The 22,219-nt window shown below is 49.0% G+C and carries 24 protein-coding genes; 1 reads left to right on the forward strand and 23 read right to left on the reverse strand.

Annotated features, from left to right (window positions below; genetic code table 11):
- Position 1: 1 nt before the first annotated feature.
- The 20 genes from LZD49_RS12430 to LZD49_RS12525 form a co-directional block, all read right to left on the reverse strand.
- Positions 2–472, reverse strand: coding sequence for a hypothetical protein (locus tag LZD49_RS12430; protein ID WP_234667674.1), 471 nt, complete (start codon positions 470–472; stop codon positions 2–4).
- Entirely contained in the window at positions 469–6,024 is a 5,556-nt protein-coding gene (locus tag LZD49_RS12435; protein WP_234667675.1) for a hypothetical protein, read from the reverse strand. The genes LZD49_RS12430 and LZD49_RS12435 overlap by 4 nt, the downstream gene beginning before the upstream one ends.
- A 73-nt stretch (positions 6,025–6,097) precedes the next feature.
- On the reverse strand, positions 6,098–6,619 hold the full coding sequence (locus LZD49_RS12440; protein WP_234667676.1) for a hypothetical protein: 522 nt from the start codon (positions 6,617–6,619) through the stop codon (positions 6,098–6,100).
- The gene (locus LZD49_RS12445; RefSeq protein WP_234667677.1) at positions 6,616–7,464 is read right to left on the reverse strand and encodes a hypothetical protein; all 849 of its coding nucleotides are present in this window, start codon (positions 7,462–7,464) and stop codon (positions 6,616–6,618) included. The genes LZD49_RS12440 and LZD49_RS12445 overlap by 4 nt, the downstream gene beginning before the upstream one ends.
- A 7-nt stretch (positions 7,465–7,471) precedes the next feature.
- Positions 7,472–8,410, reverse strand: coding sequence for a DUF6712 family protein (locus LZD49_RS12450; protein WP_234667678.1), 939 nt, complete (start codon positions 8,408–8,410; stop codon positions 7,472–7,474).
- 11 nt (positions 8,411–8,421) lie between these two features.
- Positions 8,422–9,750, reverse strand: coding sequence for a hypothetical protein (locus LZD49_RS12455; RefSeq protein WP_234667679.1), 1,329 nt, complete (start codon positions 9,748–9,750; stop codon positions 8,422–8,424).
- Entirely contained in the window at positions 9,747–10,058 is a 312-nt protein-coding gene (locus tag LZD49_RS12460) for a hypothetical protein (RefSeq protein ID WP_234667680.1), read from the reverse strand. The genes LZD49_RS12455 and LZD49_RS12460 overlap by 4 nt, the downstream gene beginning before the upstream one ends.
- 240 nt (positions 10,059–10,298) lie before the next feature.
- Complete coding sequence (locus tag LZD49_RS12465) at positions 10,299–11,963, reverse strand: hypothetical protein (RefSeq protein ID WP_234667681.1); 1,665 nt, start codon at positions 11,961–11,963, stop codon at positions 10,299–10,301.
- A 2-nt stretch (positions 11,964–11,965) separates the two neighbouring features.
- Positions 11,966–12,601, reverse strand: a complete 636-nt coding sequence (locus tag LZD49_RS12470) for a hypothetical protein (protein WP_234667682.1) — start codon at positions 12,599–12,601, stop codon at positions 11,966–11,968.
- Entirely contained in the window at positions 12,598–12,903 is a 306-nt protein-coding gene (locus LZD49_RS12475; protein WP_234667683.1) for a hypothetical protein, read from the reverse strand. The genes LZD49_RS12470 and LZD49_RS12475 overlap by 4 nt, the downstream gene beginning before the upstream one ends.
- 89 nt (positions 12,904–12,992) lie before the next feature.
- Entirely contained in the window at positions 12,993–13,757 is a 765-nt protein-coding gene (locus LZD49_RS12480; RefSeq protein WP_234667684.1) for a hypothetical protein, read from the reverse strand.
- Positions 13,758–13,832: 75 nt separating this feature from the next.
- A complete protein-coding gene (locus LZD49_RS12485) occupies positions 13,833–14,030 on the reverse strand; it encodes a hypothetical protein (RefSeq protein ID WP_234667685.1) in 198 nt (65 codons plus the stop codon).
- Positions 14,030–14,572: a hypothetical protein gene (locus LZD49_RS12490; RefSeq protein WP_234667686.1), complete on the reverse strand. Its 543-nt coding sequence runs from the start codon at positions 14,570–14,572 to the stop codon at positions 14,030–14,032. The genes LZD49_RS12485 and LZD49_RS12490 overlap by 1 nt, the downstream gene beginning before the upstream one ends.
- 46 nt (positions 14,573–14,618) lie before the next feature.
- Positions 14,619–15,008, reverse strand: a complete 390-nt coding sequence (locus LZD49_RS12495) for a hypothetical protein (RefSeq protein WP_234667687.1) — start codon at positions 15,006–15,008, stop codon at positions 14,619–14,621.
- 65 nt (positions 15,009–15,073) lie between these two features.
- The gene (locus LZD49_RS12500; protein ID WP_234667688.1) at positions 15,074–16,051 is read right to left on the reverse strand and encodes a hypothetical protein; all 978 of its coding nucleotides are present in this window, start codon (positions 16,049–16,051) and stop codon (positions 15,074–15,076) included.
- 41 nt (positions 16,052–16,092) lie between these two features.
- Positions 16,093–17,352 (reverse strand): S49 family peptidase, encoded by a 1,260-nt coding sequence (locus tag LZD49_RS12505; protein WP_234667689.1) that lies wholly within the window; start codon positions 17,350–17,352, stop codon positions 16,093–16,095.
- 117 nt (positions 17,353–17,469) lie between these two features.
- Positions 17,470–17,802: a hypothetical protein gene (locus LZD49_RS12510; protein ID WP_234667690.1), complete on the reverse strand. Its 333-nt coding sequence runs from the start codon at positions 17,800–17,802 to the stop codon at positions 17,470–17,472.
- A gap of 10 nt (positions 17,803–17,812) precedes the next feature.
- Complete coding sequence (locus tag LZD49_RS12515) at positions 17,813–18,046, reverse strand: hypothetical protein (protein ID WP_234667691.1); 234 nt, start codon at positions 18,044–18,046, stop codon at positions 17,813–17,815.
- Between the two features lie 252 nt (positions 18,047–18,298).
- Positions 18,299–18,745: a hypothetical protein gene (locus tag LZD49_RS12520; RefSeq protein WP_234667693.1), complete on the reverse strand. Its 447-nt coding sequence runs from the start codon at positions 18,743–18,745 to the stop codon at positions 18,299–18,301.
- Positions 18,746–18,747: 2 nt separating this feature from the next.
- Positions 18,748–19,509, reverse strand: a complete 762-nt coding sequence (locus LZD49_RS12525) for a hypothetical protein (RefSeq protein WP_234667696.1) — start codon at positions 19,507–19,509, stop codon at positions 18,748–18,750.
- 605 nt (positions 19,510–20,114) lie between these two features.
- Here LZD49_RS12525 and LZD49_RS12530 point away from each other — a divergent pair.
- Positions 20,115–20,555: a hypothetical protein gene (locus LZD49_RS12530; protein WP_234667698.1), complete on the forward strand. Its 441-nt coding sequence runs from the start codon at positions 20,115–20,117 to the stop codon at positions 20,553–20,555.
- A gap of 57 nt (positions 20,556–20,612) precedes the next feature.
- Here the strand turns inward: LZD49_RS12530 and LZD49_RS12535 are convergent, their stop codons facing one another.
- The 3 genes from LZD49_RS12535 to LZD49_RS12545 are packed head-to-tail and all read right to left on the reverse strand — an operon-like array spanning position 20,613 to position 21,843.
- Positions 20,613–21,275, reverse strand: coding sequence for a hypothetical protein (locus LZD49_RS12535; protein ID WP_234667700.1), 663 nt, complete (start codon positions 21,273–21,275; stop codon positions 20,613–20,615).
- A gap of 33 nt (positions 21,276–21,308) precedes the next feature.
- The gene (locus LZD49_RS12540) at positions 21,309–21,629 is read right to left on the reverse strand and encodes a hypothetical protein (protein WP_234667702.1); all 321 of its coding nucleotides are present in this window, start codon (positions 21,627–21,629) and stop codon (positions 21,309–21,311) included.
- A 7-nt stretch (positions 21,630–21,636) separates the two neighbouring features.
- Entirely contained in the window at positions 21,637–21,843 is a 207-nt protein-coding gene (locus LZD49_RS12545; RefSeq protein WP_234667704.1) for a hypothetical protein, read from the reverse strand.
- Positions 21,844–22,219 lie beyond the last annotated feature (376 nt).

Raw genomic sequence — 22,219 nt, forward strand, 5'->3', positions numbered from 1 at the left:
GCTAATGCTTGTTGAAAAAATAGATGATGATAATTACGACAACCAGCAGGAAGATCATTAGCGCGTCCCCGGCAAGCGGCCTTCCGATCGGCGGTTTGGATTTGGAAATCAGGGCTTTCGATACGTGGTGTTCATCCTCCTTTTTCGCTAGACTCTGGCCGTTGGCTTTCACTGCCTTCCGGATTACTATTTTCGTCCGGAAGGGCTTGCTAATTTCTTTGGTGTCGCGGGTTGCCACGTGCTCAGGATAATCCAGTACTGGCGCGAAAACATCAGGATAAAGCAGGCTGGCCACACGGAAGTCTGTGGTCTCAATGGAAATTTCTTCCATCGACTGGCCCGCCCAGTTTTCAACCTGGACGGTTTTTGTAACACTGGTACTGTCGCTCTTCGAACGCTCTTTTTTGACAGAACGGCACCCGATAAACGCGCAGGCCGAAGCCATAAACACTAAAATCAATCTGGCTTTCATGGGAGAGAGGTTGGGAATTTGATAAACTTGGTTTGACGGCCATACACCCGGCCAAGGTTGACCGAAGCGCCCTGGTGGGTGATCGTCACGTTGTCTTCGAATTCCTGCGCGGACAGATAGCCGTTGTAATACACGGCCACCTTTCCCGCGCTTCCGACACCGACGATCGCCAGGCCTGCCTTCTGATCACGGGCATCCACAAATGATAGAGATCCCATATTCAAAGCACCGAAGCCGTTCAGGTGCAAACCCGTGCTACCTGGTGCAGGCGTGAAGCTTTTCCGGCTCGATGTGTATGATGCGAAATAAAGCGTCTCAGCATGATCCAGTAGCTCACGCGCGTCCTCATAGCCCAGGTGAGCATGATCGATCACGGTTGCATAAAGCAGGTCGTAGATCCCGCTTGGATCGTTCACGGGTGCACCATTCTGACCTGAAACCCAGTCTTCGCGAGATCCGCCGGAACGAGTCCAATACATAGGCTGGTTGGTCGCTTCATAGGTGCGAATTTTTGTCGTGTCCAGACCGAAGGTGTCTTCTCCCCAGATCAGTATCCCGTTGCCAATCAGGGTCGACCAGAAACCAAGCTCGTAGAATTCGCCGGCTACGGCTGCGCTGGGTGTATTGTACACCGATAGAATTTCACCATTCGAAAAAGGGATAATGTCACCTGTACGGGCTTCTTCAACCCCGATCTGCTTGCCTTCTCCATTGCGGACCAGTGTCTGACAAAGTATCGTCGAGTATACCACCCACTTCGATTCCCGGTCCTGCCCATCAAAAGTTTTTGTCCCAATCTTCCACCTTTCGTTGGCGTACACCAGTTCGTAAGGGATCATCCGAGGCAGACCATTGTACATGTAATAGCCGCACTGGACATTGCGAACGTCGATATGACCGGAATTATAGTAGTCATTGATGCCGCCCCAGGCCTGTGTAGCAGGATCCCAATCGTTATGTACCTTTTCATTGAGCGATTGAGCAACCTGCGCTTTCGTTCCCCAGGTGAAGCGGTCAGGAGTTGAATCTGCTCCATAGCTTCCATAAAGGTTTGTGTCCTTTTTGTCTAGCCCCGGAGTAGTTTCCCTGAGCTTATCGAGCGCTCCCTGGTAGGCATGCTTCATCCGGCTCAGGATGGTCGGATCAGTACCTTGCGTGTTTTCCGGAATTTCGTCGGTGATGACAGTGTCCTTAGTAAGGCCATAGTTGTCGATGAAATGCCTGAATTTTGCATACAGCTGCTCATTAGTGATCAGCGGCAGACCATCCCAATCCCATTTGAAAGTACGGTAGCTATATGGCTGGTCAATGCTTTCGTCATCGATCATCCTGGTATGTGATCCCTTCGCATGATAGATGCTGTGGGCATCGCCCAGGTTCAGCGCACCCATTGCAAAAACTTTATCGTTCCGGAAAGACTTGTTTTTTGCTCCTTGACCGAAATTCAGCCTTCTCGATGGGATTAACCATGCCGGAATTCCCGGATTGGAGGTTGTCCTGATCGCGACGGTAATCTCCGAGAGTTTCGCATTGTAAACATTGACCGCGTTAGTACCGTAGCCAGTAATTCCTGCCTTGAATGCATCCAGGTTAGGGATTTTCGAAGCATCGCAGCTGAAATGCCGGATCGTATAAAGCCCATCGCGCAGGAAGACGTTCTTCAAATCCGTGTAGATCGAAGTTGCATCGCCATTGGAAACGAAATACGAGTAGTTGATCATGTAAAAGACCGTCCGCCCGTCGATTTTGTTCGGAGTTCCCGACTGCAAACCGGGCGTCACATCAGAAAATGTCCCGTCGTTGTTGAAAGACAGCTGGAAATTCGGGGATTTCGTGAAAGTGAATTTCCTACCGCCGGCAGTTGATTGATATGTACCCAGCGGCGTAGGTTCAGTTCCGGTCCCCCCTGGTGAATTGGCCACTGCGAAAGACGCTGACCGCACGGCAGGCAAAGCCGGATTCCGGAAAATCACTTGCCTTGTCGTGCCTTTCGGGAAATTGTCGATTGAATTGTTATTCAGGATCCACACGTTGGAATAGGCTCCTTCCCCACCCCAAATGTCACCTTGCGCGCTAACGTCGCTGAACCAAGTATTACCCCCGTCTACGCTATACTCCAATTTCTTCGGCAGGCCTGCAAATGGCGCTGCCCAGACATTGTCGTTTACTACATTCTGCCCGTCGTAGAGCATTTTGCTAATCAACGGAGCATAACGGCCATTGCCCGGACCTAAATTGGTCACCTGCCCTAGAATCTCGAAGGCATGCAGGTTGAAAGTTTGCTGGTAGGTTTTCGTAACGGGTGTCGCGCTCGTATCACCCTGAAACATTTCAAAAGTGACGCGAAACTCGCCGTAGCGGTTCAACGATTTGTTTTGGAAAGAAACCACGCGAGAATCAGCTCCCAAAGCAGTGAAAAGCCTTTGCTTCGATATCATGGTCGTCGGAACCGACGATACGCCTGATTGGCCGGCATTTGGCACGTTTGTGAAAACGCCGGCAACTTTATATTCCATCCGGAGCCGATAAGCGCGACCAGCTGTGACGGTGTCGGTGGCTTCGAAAGTCCCGTTAAATCCGGATGCCGGCACCGGCCCATTGTAAGCGCCCGCCAGAAGATCAGCCAGCACCGCACCATTATATCCCGAAATTAGTTGGAAGACTTCTTTTGGCGCCGATGGCGGCGTACCAACAGTAATTTCTGCGCTTGCCGTGCCGACATTGATCCGGTATTTACTGTCCTGATACGTTCCGGATTTCCAGATTTGTATTTCTGTCGTGTTGGCGACATAGTCGTGCTCTTCAGAATATAGCTTCGTATTCTCAGGAAGTTTGATCAGCTCCGTCAGAAAACGGCCGGAAGGCTCCACCATCATCAAAAATTCGCTTACTGTCCCATTGTTGTTGAATTTTGGGTATCCTTCCGTGAAATGCACGACAGCATTTTCAGGAAAGACGATTTCCCGCCATTCCCAATTACTCTTGCACAAAACGCCACGGATTCCAAGCCAGTAGCCGCCAGCAGGTAAAGGGTCAGTTGTCACATCAAGGAATGCCAACCCTTGGTAAGGTGCCTCCTGTCCCTTTCGAATAAAATTTGCAGCATCTTGCGAAGATGAAATAACCCAATCAAGTGGATCCACGCCTTCTCCGTCGAAAGGAGCCCGAAAATGACCGTTATCAAATACCTGGATAGGCGCACCAAGCCAATGAAATGGGCCTTTGGGACAAGTTGGGCGGTTGTCTGGTTCTTCTGGCTCTTCGGTTTCTTCAATGACTTGGAGGCGAAGCGCCACGACGCCCTGATTTTTTGCCTGATCACGAACGATGAGTAAGACGTTCTCTTTCGCGCTGAGTATTTCCGACAAAGTTCCTTTGACAGACAACACCAGGCCATCGGCTGTGATATTTACACCATTTAACTTATCGGTGTTGAAAACGATTTCCACGTCTAGTTGATCAATTGGATGAAAGGAGGTTTGATAAATTGATAGGTCGAGATATTTTTCAAACGCAACGCCTTTTTCGACCACGATCGGAGGGACCTTGTCGAATGAAGGGTGCGTCATGCGTTGGATGTACCATGCAGCCATTTGGCCGCCAAGTTTTGGCACGTTAAGCCCGTTCTCGGGTGGAAGGGCTTGCAGATCATTTACTATCTTGGAAAGCCCTACCAGCGATTTCGCGTAGGTGGGCACGGTCGGGTCTTTCTCGTAGGAGTTCACTGCCTCACGCATATTGCTCAGCTTGTGTTCGCCATTGATGAATTTTCCCGGATCGCCGATCGGAAGTTTTAACTGGTAATTTTCTAGCGTACGGAACATCCCGTCGCTGCTGATAGGGTTGCGACTTCCAGGGATCGGGTAAGGATCCACGTACATATTGGAAGGTGGTGGTGGCGAGCTTGTCCCGCCTCCGGATCCAGGATTCTGAGATCCAGGCGTGATCACATTAGGCGGGATAACGTCGCTGACGTCTTCCCCCTCCATAAGCTCTTCATTGACCGAGTCGAAAACCCTGGCGAATTGATATTCGAATACCAGTGCATGTTGGTTATCGCCGTCCTGACCCTTCTGAATCGTATCACTGTTTACCTGGACCGCATACGACCTCCCATTGATTACCCGGTATTTGAGCGCACTGATGAACAGGTCGAGCCAAAGAATTAAATCTTTCCTACGCATCCATCCAGTGGCCACTTCCCGGATATCCTGGTAAGTGGTATTCCATTCGACAAATTGAGCTTCGCTGGAATCGAAGCTATACGGCAATACTTTCCTTGCAGTCTCCTTGAATACTTTCCAACTGTCTGATTCCTTGCCGTATGTCATCAGTGTTTCGATGCATCCGTAGGAATTGATGTGGGCGAAATACCGCACGTATTCAAGATGCCGATAATCGACTACAAGCCGATATCCATCAGAAACCACGCCCAGATCATCGCAGATCTGCACCGTGTATTCGGTGACGACCCGCCCCTGCCCTTCCAGTATCCAAAGCCCTAGCTGCTTGTAGCCGATCCCGAAGACAAGCTTCTCGTACTTTTCAACTGCCGTAATTACGCCTGTATTGGTCGTTTGTGAACTGCCATCAGCAAACGTAAGTGTTGCCAAGGCGTAAATCGTCCGGCCTGCGGGCCCGAAGTTTACCCAGCTCGCAAAAACTGGCTCATCAGTTCTAACCACGCGCATTGAAGTGCGCAGCTGCAAGATCTTCGATTCGCGTTCTGAAATTTTGAAGGTACCGATCAACGACTGCGGCCCTTGTTTCCACTGGACAAAACCACCCAGCAATACAACGAAATCGTCAGTCTGCTGTACTGGTCCTATGCTTGGAGTCTCACCGCCGTAAAGGGCATATCTGAGGTAATACTTCCGGCGGCTCTGGTTGCAGCGTTCGGCAATTTTGACCACCATGTCCGGAATCTCCGCGCTCAGGTTGCTGTGCAGCACCGAAGCAACGTCAAATTCGGCAATCGAATCTTTGTCAAAAGGATGCACGCCCTCATACTGTTTTTGGAACATCGACAGGTCTGGCGTTTGCATCCAGACTTCCACATAAGTGCCGTTATTGGCTACTACGCTATCGTCAGTCCCTTCGACGGTAATCGCGATTCCGCCGCCGGCAAATCTGGTGTTGACCAGGTTATAAACCGTTCCCCTATTCTTCGCTGTGAATTTGACTACCCAGAGCGTTGTACCAAACAGTGACGCCTCGTAAGCTTCAATGTCGAAGTCCCTGTCGAGAAATAGATTTTGCTGAAAATAAGGAACCAGGCTTTTGACATAAGCCTCGTGCGCAGGCGGCGAGTACGCCGGAAATGTTGGGATTTCGTTGCCGTATTCCCCGATCGTTTCCCTGGCGGTATAACGAAGTTCATTGTTTCCCCAACGGAAAATAATTTGGGTGCCATCAGGCACGGCATCGGAGATTGAAAAGTAAGCTTCCGAGGCGATGCCCGGCGTTATCCCTGCCCGGTCGTCAACGAACCGCCAAAGGATTCCATCTTTTGAATAACCAATTTCTTCGGGAGCTGTAACAACAATTGCCATGCAGCAAAAATCCGCTGCGCGTGGCCCGATCAGTAGGACATCAAGGTGCTTAAAGTGGTTTAACTAAACTACTTTAAGGCGTAGATTCTTCCCACGAATCGCGGTTGACACACACGCCAGCGGCAATTCTCCATTCGAAGTTGATCAGCCAGCCGTACAGATTGCTATCGATCGGCCCTACCCAAGTGCCGTGACTCGTGCCCACCAGGCTAACCGTTTTGCCTCCCAGCTTCAATTCCATTCTATCGGTTTTTTGCCTCATATAGGCAAAAATCTGTTCAGCTGCTGGCCGACATCTTGAATAGATAATTTTTTCAATGTTATCAGCTTTGTCCCTGGAATTTTTCTGGTCAAGAACGACGAAAGAACTATTCAATACCTTAGCCGGCGACTCGCCGTTTTCGTTGTCTTCATCGGGGAATTCAACCAAAAGGCATGGCAGGGTTAATTTATTGCGCAACGCTGAGACCAGCACAGAAGCGTTTTCAGGACCTTCCGCAAAAAAAAGGTTTACCATGCCAGGCTCACGGCCCAGCAATAGGAGCTTTCTGCTCACATCTTCAAAAAAAGATCTGAATTCAGGGTAAGTGTTCATCGCCGGTTACGAATTGCTTCTTCCTTCATTTGCTGATTGTGCTGGATCATTTCGTCGAGCACTTTGAGGACGGTATGCAAGGACGCTTTTTCCACCTCTTTGATTTTGGTCACATCCCGATCGGCCAGGCTCACCAGCGTATTGAGCCAGGCCATTGAGGATGAAGTCCGTTGTTTAGGCTTCGGTTTTGGCTCTAACTCGTCTTCGTCCTGCATTTTTGGAGGAAACACGTTCCGATACAAGGAAGGGAACCGCCGTTTCATGCCGTTGTAGTTCATTACCAGCGCTGTCTTGGTATAATCATCGACCTTTGAAAAATATCTGCCGTTACTTTCAACAAGCCCGTCTTCAAAACTGGTCCGCTGGTCCGAGTACTCGCTCCTTTCCGGCGAGCTTTTGCGGTACATCACACCGCAAAACTGGTTTAGCTGCGCTTCGTCATGGATTTGATAGTAGCGATCGAGCCTAGTTTCAGCAGCGAGAAATTCTCCAAAAGTAAAATGCTTCAACAGGTCGCCCGGGCCATAGAGCGCGATAACCTTTGACCTATCTTTTCCATGAAGCTTTTTGATCATCTGCTTGCTTGGCAACTTGTCCAGATCATAGAGAAATCCCATGGTTGACAGCAGTTCGATACGCTGAACACCGTTAAGCAACTTCAAATCCTCCTGGCTGATACGGATTAGTACCATCAACAGCAGCCACTGATCGGATGGATAAGTTTCCGCCCGCTTCAAAATGGTGATGCATTTCAAATACTGGTCTTCGGTCAGCTCTTCAAAACTCTGAGGAACCAGGAAATGTTTGGACTTTCCGTCCGGAAATTTCAGTTCTATGGGGATCATAACAGTGTTAGAAAAAGACGATGCCGCCAGACTGCGCGCCATGGTCGGTATAGGTAACTTGTTCAGGTTTGGTATAGCCGTCAGGCTCGTACTTGTTCAGGTGCTTTACTAGTGCGTCGAGCTCGATCTGACCGCTTTGTTCAAATTCTTTTGCAGACGCCTCGATCCGATCGTTTTCAAACTGGCTTACCTGGTCATCACCCGCCATAACTTTCAGACCCTCGTTGGTAAATTTGACCGTGCGCGTGATCATCGACCTGGCAGACGCCAGGTAGATCAATGCCCGTCGTGCCAAACGCAGAGCGACGGTGTCTACCTCATTGAGATCATCCTGTTTTTTGTCAATCAGAATACCATAATAGTCTTGCATGATTGGCGCGACCCTACCGTCTTCATGGTAGCGGATCGCTTCACGCATCGCCTGAAAAGTTACCCGTGGATGAAATAGGGTGAAGACGGTCTGCACAGTAGCAGCTGATGTAACAAGGCCCCGGCGCTCTGCCAGATATTCCTTGCTGTTGCTGTAAGTAGAATATTTGGAAATGTTATCTTCCAAGTGATTCATTAGGTCATCGAGCGCGTCCAGACCGTCGCTAAGAAATGAGTTTTGCAGACGCTTCTGGTCACTTTCACTAAGCACCCAGCGCTGTTCAGTACGCTGCTTATACATGCCGGAGCTATCAATAAGCACATCCCCAATTTGCACGTAATACCACATGGTAAGGTTCGCCGAAGCGCTCCGGATGTATTCGACGAGTTCCTGATGATCCTCGCTCAGAAGATTGCCTTCATATTCTGATACAAGCAGCCGGTAAAAATCCTTGCCCAATAGCGGAAGGATAAACCGGCGCTCAGCCTTGCGAATAGAAGGCTTTACCGAAACAAAATCCAAATCCCGACCGACCGGAATGTATTCCCTCAATTCGTCAATATTAGATATCAGCATGGTTTACGGCGTTAGGCTGCTTTTTTCTTTTGATCTGCCCCAGTATCGAGCGTGGTCAGGAGCGTTTGCATCGAGCGAAATTCGAGCCATGGATATTTCTTCTTCCAGCCGTTGTATTCCGCAATAAAGTTGAGTGGTTCTAGCAGCACATCACGGTAGGGCTGCAACTGAGAAAGATAAATACCCAGCGCTTCCCGCTTATCGGAGCCGCCGCTACGAGCGCCCTGTTCTTTGCTGGCAAAGCCAACCAGGGTCGGATCGATACCTAAGGCGTACATCAAGTGCGCAGTCGCTTCCATGTTGTCAGCCAAGTGAGCGCCGTCTTTCAATTTGTCCGGAAGCGCCTCTATTTTCCAGCCCTCAGTAGTCTTTCCATCCAGCGAAGAAATCCCGTACTCGGTTGCCATCGCAATCCCAGTTTTCTCGACGCCGGTCAAATGCCGACTTAGCTCTGCAATCCTATTTTTCTTAATCTGCTCTCTTTCTTCCTGGCTTGCAATTCGCCACGTCTCACCGTAATTGCTCGGCCAGTACTCGTAAGGGATTTGGATGTGATATTTGATATTCATCTGATTATCAAACAACGCCCTTTTAAGTGCAGGTACTTTTTCAAGTACATCAAGCCAACCAGATGTACGGATACCATCCCAATGAGCAAGCTGGTAAAATGTGTTGCCTGGCGTCGGGTAGCTGCTCGGATAGATGAACTTGAATTCATCCGTATGTTGGTCCCGGGTCCAGTCGGTCAAATCGTATTGGTATGGATCCAGCGTGCGGATCTTGTGGGTTTCCTTATCATCCCAGGAAGCATATGGCCAGTTTGCATTGATGTAAGTGAATTCAGAAACACCCAGGTCATTCTGCACGCCGATCCGGCAGTATGCCGCTTCGTTGGGGTGAATATGAGTGATCTTCTGCCGGTTTTTTGAAAGGATGAGCTCCGGGAAAATATTCAAAAACCAGAAAATGTCATTGGCCGCCTCACGCTGGTATCGCTTAAAATGCCGGTTGCTTATGAACTCGCGTATCTCCGGATCGTTGACCACCTCCAAAACTTCCTTTTCTCCATCGTAATGCGCCTGGTATGGGATCAGCTGAGTGCTGACCAGGTTGGATTGCCAGCGTAACGCTGCTGGAATGATGGTTGATTTCCTGCCTTTTTCCAGGATCATTTGCGGAAAGTTATTCGCTGTTCCCCAAAGCACGATTCCTTGTGTGGTAACAGTGTACGGATCCTTGACGATCGGCTGTGTTGGAGATGCACCGGGATCCGGCATGGTAACAACGACGCCGGCGGCTGAAAGAATAGCCGAGCGGCTATCTGGAAAAATAAGGCTCATAACACGAAATGGTCATTGACAGATTCGATCAGTGGGATATGCACTTTACGGATCTCATGGCTGGTTAAATTTTTTACCATAATCGGAAGCGTCTTGTCCGGGCTTCGCTTCTTTCCGTTGGTACTGGCCACCACGGAGCGAATCCGTTTTTTAGTCAGCACCGCCCTATGGAACACGATCCTTTTACCGCCGGTACCGTGTCTACGGTCGCAAGTGGTGAAGATGATCGAGAAAGGATTTGGCCGGTCTCCGGACGTTGACTCGTCCATGATCTGCAAAGCGTCAATTACTCTGATTGGTGGCTTCATTGCTCGAAAGTAGGGTCGAAAACAGGCTGACAATGGGACATCAAACCCCAGAATTGCCCGAAATCAGCCGGATTTAAACACGGTTTTGCAATATTTTTTTGACTAAAACTTTCAGGGTCAGCGATTTCAGGGGTGCCACTTTCCAAAAACGCGATTTTGCCACAAAGAAGACCCCGCCACACCCTGTCTCGTAAGGCAATTGCTTTCGGTCGACTTCGGCGATATATGACACGCCCCCCCTCAAAAATCGATGACCGATGCCACCGGCGTCCGACCCTGCCGCCTGCGCTTGATCATACCATACACCAGCAGGTCAGCAGCATCCGAGTAGTGGGGTGCATCGCGCTGATCCGCCTTCGTATCCTTCTCCATCTTCTTATTCTTTTCGAAGCCGGTCTTTCCATTCAATGTGAAGTGGGTGAAGTTCATCGCTTTCTTGAGTGTCTTGCAGTTCTCCTTGTTGAAGCGTACCTGGTAGAACTCCGATTCACTGACACGTTGACCAGTGAGCAGCGCCGTCCATAGCTTGTAGCGGTTGTAGTAGGATGGCGTGACACCGACCGGGTACTTGGTTACAGCCCAGCCCAGATCTGCAAGCGTGTCGACAAACTCGTCGATCGGGTTCTTGTCACTGACCGGGTTGCGTGGCACGTGGGTGTGATCATAGTAGACAATGACTTCTTTCTTAGGATAGTATCGGTAGTACTTATCGAACTGCCGGGCCAGGTCTGCTATCTTGTTTGGGTGCAGCACATCCATTGCGTTAACTAACGATATCGTCATCGCCATTTCCTGCCCGCATGCAAGAGTGTTAATCTTACCGCCCACATCGAGGGCTGCTTCCAGCGGCATGCTCCTATTCAAATCCAGATCTTTACGACAGTCGTTGAGTTTACCTTTCCCGTAATCAGATTCAGGCTGACCGTCGACAAAGCTGTAATCAAGTGCATTGTAGAAATGACGATCGGCCAGATCCGGATAAAATGCATTTTCACCCTTACTGGGGCGGATGTTTGCAACCGATGTTTCAAATTCAAAATCAGTAAGGTCCCGCTTTAAGTCGCGGATGTATTCTTCCCCCAGCACATCGATATTGTCCAGGGAGCTGGCCTCACTATAAAAGATCAGGTCTTTGCGCACCAGGGACAACTCCCTGTTGATAGACTCGATTTGCCGGATCTCGTTCTGAGTATATCGGCCACGCTTGGTTGCTGCCAGGCGAATATCGAACAAGATCTTCTCACCGGCCAGAATAAGCTCGTTAGCAGCTGGATCCATGTAATCCTCATATTCGTGGATCCATTTCGCACCTGGTTCAGTCGGCATATCCGTTGTGTACATTTCCGATCTGTACAAATGGCAGTCCCCAAAATAGCGACGATTACCGCGAAGCGTCGGTTTGAATTCCCGTTTCAGCTGCGTGTAATCCAGAAAGCGGGTCTCATCGCCCATCATCCAGACGTTCGACATACCGTTCGAAGATCCCGGGCGATCCTGCGAGACCATTTGCATAAGGCTCACATCATACCGGTTCACACGCATGAAAACGCAATGCTCCGGTGTTTCTGGCATTACGTAAGGCATACGGAGCCCGGCATTTTTCGGCGGAGATTTTCTAAACCAGAAGTCAACACCATCTTGCAGGCCCATTTCCTGCCAGCGTGCTTTAATCGGTGGCATAGTCCGATCCAGCAGCTGCATATAGGATTCGGCGACATTGGCACCGGTGGATCTTGGCATGAAGGACATACACCGGTGGGCGCGATGCGAAAGTGCTCCCGAGCTCTTTCCTGTACCACGCCCCCACACATGCGCCTGTATCCGGGCATCCATCAGATTAGAAACCAGTTGGGGCCGGTTCATATAAAGCGAAGTACCGGCCTGCCCCTCAGTAGTTAAATTCATAGCTATTTCCGCTGATGGTCGCGCTCGTTACGTGGCTTATCGAAAATTTCGTCGTGATCAATATCCTGAGCATCCGCCATTGCCTTTTCCTCTTTTTTCTTCCAGAAGGTCTTTTTGAGCGCTTCGAAGTTGGCAATTGGGAGAGCGCCTACGGTCGCGGGATCCGTGTTAATTGTGATATTGGCAATTACCGGTGTCGGCATAAGCGCCTTCTCACGGTCAAAGCCAAAGATTTTCAATAATGTCGCATCGCATTTAGAGGCAATCAAAAGCCCTTTTGCAGTGCCGGATTCGATTGCTTTCTTCCGGAGACGCTTGGTGCGCTCAATGAGCATGACCTTTTCGAACTCTTCGTTGGCCTGGTCGACGGTACAGAAAAAGCGCTGGCTCGCCTTTACGTCCAGGTAGGCCTGGCGCTCTGAGATCCCGTATTCCTTCATGAGAGCCCGAACCACTTGGATATCGTTGAACGGGTCGAAGTTGGTGTACCATTCACGTGCAAACCGCCAGCGGGCGAGCTGGCGCTGCTGAGTTTCTGAAATCTTGAATTTCTCGGGATCTGTGTACCATTTGAAGATGTCGTCGAAATCATCTTCAAACACATCCGGCCGCGCCGGTACTTTCTCTGGTAGGCTCATGCGTCAAGGATTCGTTGTCTTTCCATGGCCTTCTCGATGCTGATCAGCGCGCTTGACTCCCCAGTTTTTGCCAGCAGTATCAATGACTCGTTCATTTCACGCTGGAACCGGAGCCGACCGCGGTTAACCCGAATGAAAAATGGATGATGACGATCATCCATCCACCGGCGCACGTGAAATTCATCGACTTCGACCAGGATCGATATGTCTGAGAGGGAAAGCTGCGCGTATGCGCTTTGCTCCACTTCATCAAGTGCAGCTGCGCTTAAAACAGGCTCGGAAGGATAAAATTCGGCGTCCATGGCTGGTTATTTATCTGCAAGGGTAGCAGGTTTCCAGCCGGATCGATGGGACAAAGGATATTGAAAGTTGCTGTAAGTAAAAAAGCAGTTTATAGCTCGGTTTCTATCTCCGCGAGCTTATCCCGCCACTTTTGAAGGACGTCTTCCAGTTTCTTTTTTTCGGCGGGCTCCTTCGCCAGGTTGATCTTCTTAATCGTCTTGCTGATGTAGGTTCGGATGTTCAGATACGGCTTTGGAAGTTTCAGCACGTCCGGAGCGACCACAATTTCTTCCGGAACGCGGCCATGCTCACGGAAGTAATTGATCTTGGCAAAAAGCATGTCGAGCTCGTCGGTCATATCCAGGATCCTGACGGCTATCTTTCTCCGATCTTCCCTGTACTCCGGATCCGGAAGTTCGCGAAGCTGCTGCTTTAAAATCACACGCTCGTCCATCAGAAGCCTGGTCTTACGCCTCATTTCCTGAATTTCCTGTGGCTCGTTTTCAGATTTCGCCGGAACTGCTTCCGGACGCAAGTTCGCGCCGGTGAGCTCATCGAGCTTTCCTTCCAGATCTTCCACCTTTCCGCGCAAATCCGAAACCTCCCAGTCAAGATCCGAAACTTCATCCTTAACCCGGTCCAAATCCGGATGCGGCTCTGCTTTGGCCGGCTCTGGCTTAGGTTCCGGATCCGGAGCGATGACGCCTTCCATGAGCCCGGCCAGCATCTTCGCCCGGGTAAAGTCATTGGCACCGAAACAAAGCGTCCTGTAAGTGAGATTTTCCCCGTAGCGCTGTTTCCAAAGCCGGAGACCTTCGGTGTAGTCTTCGCTTTTCTGCCAGGCCATCGCTTGCAAACAATATTCTTTATCCATAGCTGTAAACAAAACATCCGGACGCGATGCACGCCCGGATGAACACTTAATATTACCCACAAAAACTAACAGGAACTACACTGGAATGATATGCGGATATTCCGCCTCGATCAGCTGCTTTGACTGCTGGTCAGTCAAATTCGCTAGATCGATCATCTCCCCGTTGAAGTGGACAGGCATATATGGTTTCATTTCCAGGCCGACAATCTCGTAAGTCCGCTCCTGCTGTGATGCCTGCCCTACTTCTGGGGTGATTTTTTTCTTGGTTGACATTACGCTGCCGGTGTTAAGGTTACCGCGCCGCTGTAAATAAGGCGCAGATTCTGCGTAGAATTTACAGTGAACTCGTACATGCCGCCTTCACCGTCATTGGTACCGGGAAGCTTTTGACCCTTAATGGTCGCATACTGGCTTTCGGTCCCGATTTGGTCATAGGAGCCATCTGCCATGTTCGCATCTTCTACCAGGAAGATCATGGGCAAAATACCATTGGCCATATTGAAGAGCACGCGCGCGGCCACGTTATTGGACGGTACGCGGAAAACGAGAGCTGCGACTTTCACACCGCTATTCTCTCCACCTTCACTATATGTCAGACCTCCCGAATTTTTAACGATCTGGATGGTCTTCCATGCCTTGGTAGCTTTGAAAGTGTGGGCTTCGGTGATTTCCGATTTGGCCGCACCTTCGGCATTCGCTGCGGGCTTTTTGATCGATGCAAAGTCGGCAACCTGAGCGTAGCGAAGCAGTAGCTTCGTACCGCCCTGGTTGGATCCGCACTGATCACCCAAAAGAACGTCTAATACGTCACACATGGTTTTAAAAAAGTTAGAGCCGTATTGGCTGAGTGATCAAATTGATTTACAGAGCAGCGAGGATCGAGCTTTTCTTCTCGACCAGCCTGGCAAGTAGCTCTTTATTCTCGTTCAAATCTTCGGCTTTGTATTCCTGGTCTTTGAGCTTGAATGCGGGAACTACAACGCGGAATTTCTTCCCTTTGTAGGTGACAATGGTGTCCTGGCCAGATTCCGCTGTTGCCTGAGCGGTCAGAGCAGTTTGCAAACCGGAAATCAGCCCTTCGGCTTCGGTAACTTCCGCTGTTTTGGCAGTCAGCTGCTCTTTGGTCTCGACGATCGTCTTATCCTTTTCGACGAGCTGCTTTTTATAATCGTCAACTAATGCAGTGAGCCGGACGATCTCGACTTCTTTTTCGGCAAGCTGCTCTGCCGTTGGTTGTGCCGTTTGTGACATAATATCAACTGGAAATTGGCACTGTGCAGGCGTTTGCTGCACAGTGCCTGGATGATCAGAATTGATTAGGCTGCGCCGTCATTAACCCAGACAAGCTCAGGGATGATAAAGCCGAAGCCCAACCACCAGTCAGTAAGCAGCTTTACCTGACGGTCCTGCTCCTGCACATTGAAAATGCCCTTAGAGTTGTTGAAGCCCTTTTTGAGCATGATCGCATTTTCCTTCGGCGTGGTGAAGATCCGGTCGTTTGCAGATCCGTTAGCCTTGAAATTCATCGAAGGAAGACCAACCAGCGACAACTGCGTATCCAGGATTTTGATACTTCCGTCTGCATTGGTCTGGAAGTCCATGTCCTTACCATACTTGGCACGATATCCACGCTTATAGCGTAACACCAATGGTTCAGGCACGTAGGTTGTCATTGGGATATTCTGGTACAGGATAGGTATACCCGCATGGTAATCCTCGAAGTACTCGACCAGCTCAACGTTGTCGGTTGGGATCGCACCCAGGACTATCGGTGTGATGCGCGAAGCGGTAATGTGATCACCGAGGATCTTCTGGATACCGTTCATGGCGGTACCAGCTGCACCAGCTGTTCCAGGAGTCGGGGCCGCATAAACACCGCGACCGGCCTCGTTAAGTTCAATGTCTTTCTGGATCTGCGGGACAATCAACTTGTCCATCCAGTATTTGACAAACGGCCATTCGGCACGCTTAACACCTGTTGATGACAGGAAGCCAAGCCAGCTGGATTTGATATCGTCCGGATACTCCGAAAGATCAGCCTTCATGTTGTACTGACGGATTTCAACAGGTTTGAATTCCGCTGATCCTGTCGGCGTAAATGCCTTCTGGAAAGGCTGCACAATGCGGGTGTGACGTGCTTCGGAAGCGCGCCAGATTGTATCATCGGTGATGATAGGAGTGAAAACCTGCTCGGTCACAAAACCCTGATACAGCTGCGTGTACAGGCTGTTCATGTTTTGGCCGTTATTCAGGTAGTAGGCACCGAACGCGGTTACAATTTCTGAAACGGTCATTGGTTATCTAATTGAAGATGAAGTGTAATTTGTTATTGGTGTCAGAAGCCCATTGCAGCAGCCTCTTTTTCAGAAGGAAGCTCGTCGATGATTTGTTGAAGCGTTTTTGACTCTGTTCCTTCCGGAATTTTGTCGCCGTCCTTTTTCAGGGTTTGTGTACCCATCGCACCAGGTTGATCGCCATATTTGTCGACTGTCGCCTGCAATTCAGTGTTCTTGGTGGTCAACGTGGTCACACTCGTCTGAGCAGCGTCGCGTTCAGTTGTCAGGGTAGCAACCTGCCCCAATGCAGTATCGCGTTCGGTGGTAGCCTGAGCGAGCTGCGCGGTCAGAGATTCTACGGTAGGCTCGTTGCCTTCTGCTTCTGGTTGTTCGTCGATGCTTTTTAAAGCAGCCATAAACGCGGCCACAAGACCCGGTTTTTTGATTGTTGACATTGTTATAGTCGATTTTTTGGAAGTAGTTACCATGTCGGAGAGCACGGAAAACGAATCGCTGGCTGGCACCAGGTCGTCAATTAATCCATTCTCGATTGATGCATCGGAAAAAAATAAGCGTCCCTTCAATGGATCGTCACCTTTCCCGGTCAGCTTTTTACCACGCCCGGCTTTGACGTCTGCCAGGAATTGATTGTTATACGCAGTCAGCATTTTCTGAGCCAATTCAGTTTGCTTTCCCTTGGAATCAATGATTTGACGGAATTCCTCATTTTTTTCCGTTGATCGGTCTGCGTAAACCGAATACATTTTGAGGCCCATACTTTCGTAGTAGGCTTCCCAATCGGCAAATGATTGATAGGTTCCAATAGAACCAATTTGGTCTGTCGGCTGCGTGGCCACGATCCGGGTACTGCCTGAAAGCTGGTGATAGCCGGCACTTGCCAAAAATCCGTCGACAGTTGTCAAAACGGGCTTTGGAAAATCCCGAACTAATTCAAAAATCTCACGGCTACCGTTTACCTGGCCACCTGGCGTATCCGTAATGACTCTGACGCCACCTACACGATCGTCAGAAGCCATGCCAGAAAGTAAACTGCCGAAGATCTTCGAACCACTGTAATAGCCGTACTTGTAGATAGGTCCGATCAGGTTAATCACGCCCAGGGCTTGCCCCTTTCCGATTGTGTCACCTTTCGCGGCAGCAGCAAACACCCCGCCTTGATCAACAAGCAGGCTGCTTGTCATTTTAGGCCAGTGGCCTTCGAGGGCTTCGCCATTATCAGCACGGACCAGCAGGTCGGCGTGTTGAAACATCCATTGAGGATCGATATGCCACTGCCCGGATAGGCAGCGGCATATCATTGTGATTAAGGCGTGAGAAGAAAGGTTTACGTCCGGCATTATCGCTTTGAATTTGCGTGGACACAAACATAGAAGGGGGTAAAAATTTCCGATGGGACACGGAAACAGGCGAAAGCTTTATGGTTGCCTAATCTGCTTTTCTTCCGCGATAGTGACAGTGCGTATCAGCTGACCGTTCTCAGCAAAATGATCATCAAACGTGATCGCAACTTCCTTTTCGAGTAATTCAGGATTTTCTTTCCGGATTTTATCACGAAGATCCCGTGCCATAGAATCCATAAATACATCCGGATAGCTTTTACTCTTTGATAGGTCGTAGGATACGTGAAATGAGTGGTCCAACATTTCAGCCTTAAATTTTGGTACCTGGCATAATATCTCAGACCAGTATTCGTAACGCTTCAAAGCTGGTTTCTCACTGCCATTATCGGCGTCCTGAATGCTATTCATGTTTTCAAGTCTATTTTACCAGGCATTCAAATTCCCATTGTGGGCCCAGAGATGTGAAGACTTTTTTAAACCTGACCAGGTGATAGAAAAAATTCCCTACCGGACGCAAATTCATTGATTTGACGATATCGAAATCTCTGCTGGCTACCGGCACATCATGACTTGAAAACGGTAGCCAAATTGGCACATTGTGGATGCGCTCGCAGGCCTCTTTTATAATTTGCTCATCGGTCTTCCCTTTCATTTTTCGCGGCTAAAAGTGCTGTAAGTGAATTTGTATCAAAAGTGTCCTCAATGGCGACAAGCCGGCCAAATGCATCACGCTTTGCGTCGACATCGCCCTGGCTAAAAGTCTTGAAGCAATCCCACCTTACCCAACAAGTATTTGAATCGCGATGAAGGAAACCCCAATGACCAGTTCTGTCGATCGCCGGCACGTAGTGAACCGTCAGGGTAATTCTTTCACTGAATTTCGGGTAGTAGGTCCAGGTCAACTTCATAAAGTCAGGATTGCAGGCTTTGCGATGAATGAGCCTGTAAAATTAAGCGTGTAGCCCTGCGCTCCAACAATTTTCGGAGGTTTAAACTGTGAGGTAGTGAGCGTCACCAGCTCATTCGGTGTACCTACTATCCGGATTTTCCCGTCATAATGCGTCACCCTGAGCGCAAACCGCATTTGCTCCATTTGCTGTACCTGGTCTGCGATGGCCTGGCTATCATTTACAACCATACAACCGATCGAAACCCGGTTGATCGCACCATGTACGGTGCCTTCTGCCGGCTGATCATATTCGAGGGAGTCCTTAAAGACCGCGATCCCGTACCAGCGGTTAAGCGGGATCGGGCGGATACCTTCCCAATGGCTGATCTCATGCCTGGGCAAAAATTCCAGCGTGTAAACGCCGGTGGGGAGCTCACAAAGCTCTGATATGATATCGTCCATCGCTAAATTTTGCCGAGTAGTTTTCCAGGGAAGAAATCAACGAATGCCGCCTGCGTGATATCTGACCGCTTTTTCCAGCGCATGTACGCTTTCCGGATCGTTTCGTCCATCAAGTATTTATCCCAAATACCGTAACGGTCGCGAAACTCATCGATGCTCGTCTGAATGTAATCAACTTCGCCTTTGAGCCTTCGAACCTCCATTTCAAAGAAGATCTCACCGTACATGAATTTCATTATCATGTTATGAAATTCGATGACCCGGCGCTTCGGGAGCACGATTTGATACTGATATCGGACCGGAGCGTTGAAACACCAGCTTTCTGTGAGTTTGGCTTCCTTGAGGGAATCCAAATCCGCACTCGAATCCGAGTACGAACGCGTCCAACTCGTTTTCTTGACCATGGCATTAATGAGCCACATCCCCAGATATTCACTTTGGTTGATCTGATAATGGTCCGGATACCACTTTTGCAGATAGTTTTTTACAGGCAGGCTCACCGGGATAGAATGCTTGATTCTCCGGCCAGCCCGAGCTTTCTCCACATACATACTATTCACTGAAAGAGGTCTAAACATTTTGTCAAACCGAAAATAGTTTGATCTACGTCTGAGGGGTTGGACAATCAGGCACATAGGTTTCGTCAGCTGCTCGCCGGTCCTGGTACGGATCCGCAGGCAGTCGATTTTCGTCCAGTTCTCGCAGCCGCTGCTGATATTCCCACTGCTCATACGCCTCCCAACTTCCATGAAGCTGGATCTCATCTGCAATCTTCTGGATTATTGTCCCCAAATGTGTCGCCGAATTGTACTTAGATTATACTAAAGTTACTTAAAGAGGCCGATTTTTTAAAGGAAATCGGTAACTATTTTGACATGCTTCCGAATGCTGCCGGTCCTGAAACCGGTTTTTTTTTTGTAACTTCTTATCCTTCACTTTATATCCTGTAAGTCACCACTTTAAACCGAAAAACCTTCGAAATAATTTCTTATTCAGGGATACAAATATTTGTATCCGGCTTCCAGAAGGGTCAAAACGGCAAAAAACACTTTTTACTTTTTGTAACTTCTTATCCTTGGGATAAGAAAATGATAAATATTTTTATCTCTCATTCTCAACACTTTAAACCATAAAAAATAAGAAAGATAAAAAGTTACAAAATTTTACAAGGTTTTAGGAAGGGGGGGTTTGGGGGCAAACTCCGCCTCCCTTCCAAGGCACAAAAAACGGGCAACCTGGCGGGTTGCCCTGGATAGCGGCCTTTGTATTTTTTTAAGAGTACGCCCGGCGATCATGATGGTACCTAATCTTGACAGTTGTTAAGAATTTTGATACCATTGCAATCAATATAATGATATCTTCATCAACAATGGGACAGCAACTAAAAAAGGGAGATGTGTTCTTCCTAGGAAAAGGCAACCGCGTAATGCACAAGAATTACAGCACTATCGTCGGCCAGGTTTACGAGCGGAAGGCCATAGATTTTTCGGAGAAACGGGTATCGCTCTATACGTTAATCGCCGATATCTTGCTCAAAAAAGGCGTGGATCATGACTTCGACGTCGTCAAGCGCTTTGTTAACTATGTTGCAAAAGATCAACCTGCAACCACATCACTATTTCCGGAAGGGCATTTCGTCGTTACTCACGTAGATTCGTCGGGAGAAACAAACCATGAAAACGTGTACTGTAAACGGCTTAATCCAGAGGCTGGCCAAGAGGCTGACGAAATTGACTTTATGCAAAACAAGTGGGGTGTCGGCGACAACCCGTATAACGCTCTCATGCATTTGCCGCCGGACAAATACTAACAAAAGAAAAACGGGAGGCATGACCTCCCGTTTTTGCTAATTCACACACAAGTTGCACTATAAGCGCTTGAAATTCACAACCCACACCCACGGATTTTTCTTCACTGCATCGTCTCCGTGAATGGAGATCCAAAGGGTAAAAAAGGAAAACACCGGGTCGCTGATTGTCTCGTAGCCTAATTTGTCCGCGCTCTTCTCATACAGCGGACCGTACAGCTGGTAACGCGGAACATCGGGAGCTTCTGGCCACGATTCATGGGCTTTGATACCCTCGCCGATCGCGTCGGCCGCGCTGATATTTTGCAACCTATCGATACGAACATCAGTAATTTCAAGCAGTACCCGCGATATCTCCCGAGGCATGTGAATCGATGGCCGCCATCCGCCACACAAATGAGCATGCCCCGCTGCTTTATAGGCGGGAGATACGGTAGTCGTCCCGTCCCAGCCTCCATTCTGCCAAGTTTCGCGAACCCAAAGGCGATCGCCTTCTTTGCCGAACGGACACTCGACGGCACTGGCCACGATCAACGGATTCACTTTGCCGCGAAATGCCGCGAGGATCTTATCGTCTTCGCCAGAAACGATCGAGGCTGACAACCAGCGGTCCGGATTTTCATTAATAAATTCCAGGCCATTGGTGCGCCGGGTCTGGTTTTTCGTATCGTCGAGCAGCGCCTGCACCATGGGCGTGCTGAATAATATTGGTTTCTCTCTCATTTGTATGCGTTTTGAAATTTAAAAAGAATGCTCTTACGATTTGGCCAGGCCGAGCTGCTGTCTCCGTGCCGATTCGTACTCGCTGTAATTATTGTAAATGGCTATACTGTCAATGCTTACCAGCACGCCGTTTGGCTCTTTAAACCAGCTGGAAACATCGTAATGAAGGTAAATTGGGTTACGGCCAGACAATACTGCGAAATGCCTGGACTCTTCGCAGAAATCCTTCACATCCGCATTCTTCAGAAGAATGTCAATCGTATGATTCGGCACCTGGTGCTTGGATTTAATCAGATCGTGCAGGGGTTTAAAGCCAGGATCTGTTTTGAATTCGGATCTGGATATCACTTTCATTGAGTTGTTAATTTGAGCGTTTGAGATTCATTTCTACGAGTCGGCAAATATTTCCAACCTTCTTTACATCATTCTCATCGGCCTCGATTTTGATGGTCGATGTATTGCCAGTGAAGGGGAAAATTTTGAAATCTTTGAATCCGTTTTTGGTCAGCTCGGCCTTGAAAGTATCAAGCTTCCAGTTGTCGGCAACGATGCCTATTGTCTTTGTCATAGCTTTGAAAATTTAAGACTCGTCAGAAAAATCGTTATGATGCCCGAAGTCAACCGGCTCAATTGCTGTGAAACCTTGACAATGCAAATGGTAACGATACTCAGCATTTTCGTTCTCCGGCCAGGCACGGATTGCATGATCCATAATTGGTTTTTGACAGCGAGAGCACAGGCAATTGCTGCCAGTATCCGGGCTATCGACAAATAAAATGTCGCTGGGTAAGATTGTGAGCGGCATGGTTCGACGCTGTTAAAGTGTTGAAAGTGGATAAAGCCCAGGTGCGGAGTATCCTGGTTTGTTTAAAGGAGATTCCCTGAGTCGCATTAGATGATGTCCGATCATGTTTTTACATTGAGGACACTGCCAGCCGTATTCA

Source organism: Dyadobacter sp. CY261, assembly GCF_021440085.1.
Lineage (GTDB): Bacteria > Bacteroidota > Bacteroidia > Cytophagales > Spirosomataceae > Dyadobacter.

Bases quoted from the DNA above. Each gene is read 5' to 3' on its own strand.
- LZD49_RS12430 (WP_234667674.1), bottom strand. From the start codon at position 472: ATGAAAGCCAGATTGATTTTAGTGTTTATGGCTTCGGCCTGCGCGTTT.
- LZD49_RS12435 (WP_234667675.1), bottom strand. From the start codon at position 6,024: ATGGCAATTGTTGTTACAGCTCCCGAAGAAATTGGTTATTCAAAAGAT.
- LZD49_RS12440 (WP_234667676.1), bottom strand. From the start codon at position 6,619: ATGAACACTTACCCTGAATTCAGATCTTTTTTTGAAGATGTGAGCAGA.
- LZD49_RS12445 (WP_234667677.1), bottom strand. From the start codon at position 7,464: ATGATCCCCATAGAACTGAAATTTCCGGACGGAAAGTCCAAACATTTC.
- LZD49_RS12450 (WP_234667678.1), bottom strand. From the start codon at position 8,410: ATGCTGATATCTAATATTGACGAATTGAGGGAATACATTCCGGTCGGT.
- LZD49_RS12455 (WP_234667679.1), bottom strand. From the start codon at position 9,750: ATGAGCCTTATTTTTCCAGATAGCCGCTCGGCTATTCTTTCAGCCGCC.
- LZD49_RS12460 (WP_234667680.1), bottom strand. From the start codon at position 10,058: ATGAAGCCACCAATCAGAGTAATTGACGCTTTGCAGATCATGGACGAG.
- LZD49_RS12465 (WP_234667681.1), bottom strand. From the start codon at position 11,963: ATGAATTTAACTACTGAGGGGCAGGCCGGTACTTCGCTTTATATGAAC.
- LZD49_RS12470 (WP_234667682.1), bottom strand. From the start codon at position 12,601: ATGAGCCTACCAGAGAAAGTACCGGCGCGGCCGGATGTGTTTGAAGAT.
- LZD49_RS12475 (WP_234667683.1), bottom strand. From the start codon at position 12,903: ATGGACGCCGAATTTTATCCTTCCGAGCCTGTTTTAAGCGCAGCTGCA.
- LZD49_RS12480 (WP_234667684.1), bottom strand. From the start codon at position 13,757: ATGGATAAAGAATATTGTTTGCAAGCGATGGCCTGGCAGAAAAGCGAA.
- LZD49_RS12485 (WP_234667685.1), bottom strand. From the start codon at position 14,030: ATGTCAACCAAGAAAAAAATCACCCCAGAAGTAGGGCAGGCATCACAG.
- LZD49_RS12490 (WP_234667686.1), bottom strand. From the start codon at position 14,572: ATGTGTGACGTATTAGACGTTCTTTTGGGTGATCAGTGCGGATCCAAC.
- LZD49_RS12495 (WP_234667687.1), bottom strand. From the start codon at position 15,008: ATGTCACAAACGGCACAACCAACGGCAGAGCAGCTTGCCGAAAAAGAA.
- LZD49_RS12500 (WP_234667688.1), bottom strand. From the start codon at position 16,051: ATGACCGTTTCAGAAATTGTAACCGCGTTCGGTGCCTACTACCTGAAT.
- LZD49_RS12505 (WP_234667689.1), bottom strand. From the start codon at position 17,352: ATGATATGCCGCTGCCTATCCGGGCAGTGGCATATCGATCCTCAATGG.
- LZD49_RS12510 (WP_234667690.1), bottom strand. From the start codon at position 17,802: ATGAATAGCATTCAGGACGCCGATAATGGCAGTGAGAAACCAGCTTTG.
- LZD49_RS12515 (WP_234667691.1), bottom strand. From the start codon at position 18,046: ATGAAAGGGAAGACCGATGAGCAAATTATAAAAGAGGCCTGCGAGCGC.
- LZD49_RS12520 (WP_234667693.1), bottom strand. From the start codon at position 18,745: ATGGACGATATCATATCAGAGCTTTGTGAGCTCCCCACCGGCGTTTAC.
- LZD49_RS12525 (WP_234667696.1), bottom strand. From the start codon at position 19,509: ATGAGATCCAGCTTCATGGAAGTTGGGAGGCGTATGAGCAGTGGGAAT.
- LZD49_RS12530 (WP_234667698.1), top strand. From the start codon at position 20,115: ATGGGACAGCAACTAAAAAAGGGAGATGTGTTCTTCCTAGGAAAAGGC.
- LZD49_RS12535 (WP_234667700.1), bottom strand. From the start codon at position 21,275: ATGAGAGAGAAACCAATATTATTCAGCACGCCCATGGTGCAGGCGCTG.
- LZD49_RS12540 (WP_234667702.1), bottom strand. From the start codon at position 21,629: ATGAAAGTGATATCCAGATCCGAATTCAAAACAGATCCTGGCTTTAAA.
- LZD49_RS12545 (WP_234667704.1), bottom strand. From the start codon at position 21,843: ATGACAAAGACAATAGGCATCGTTGCCGACAACTGGAAGCTTGATACT.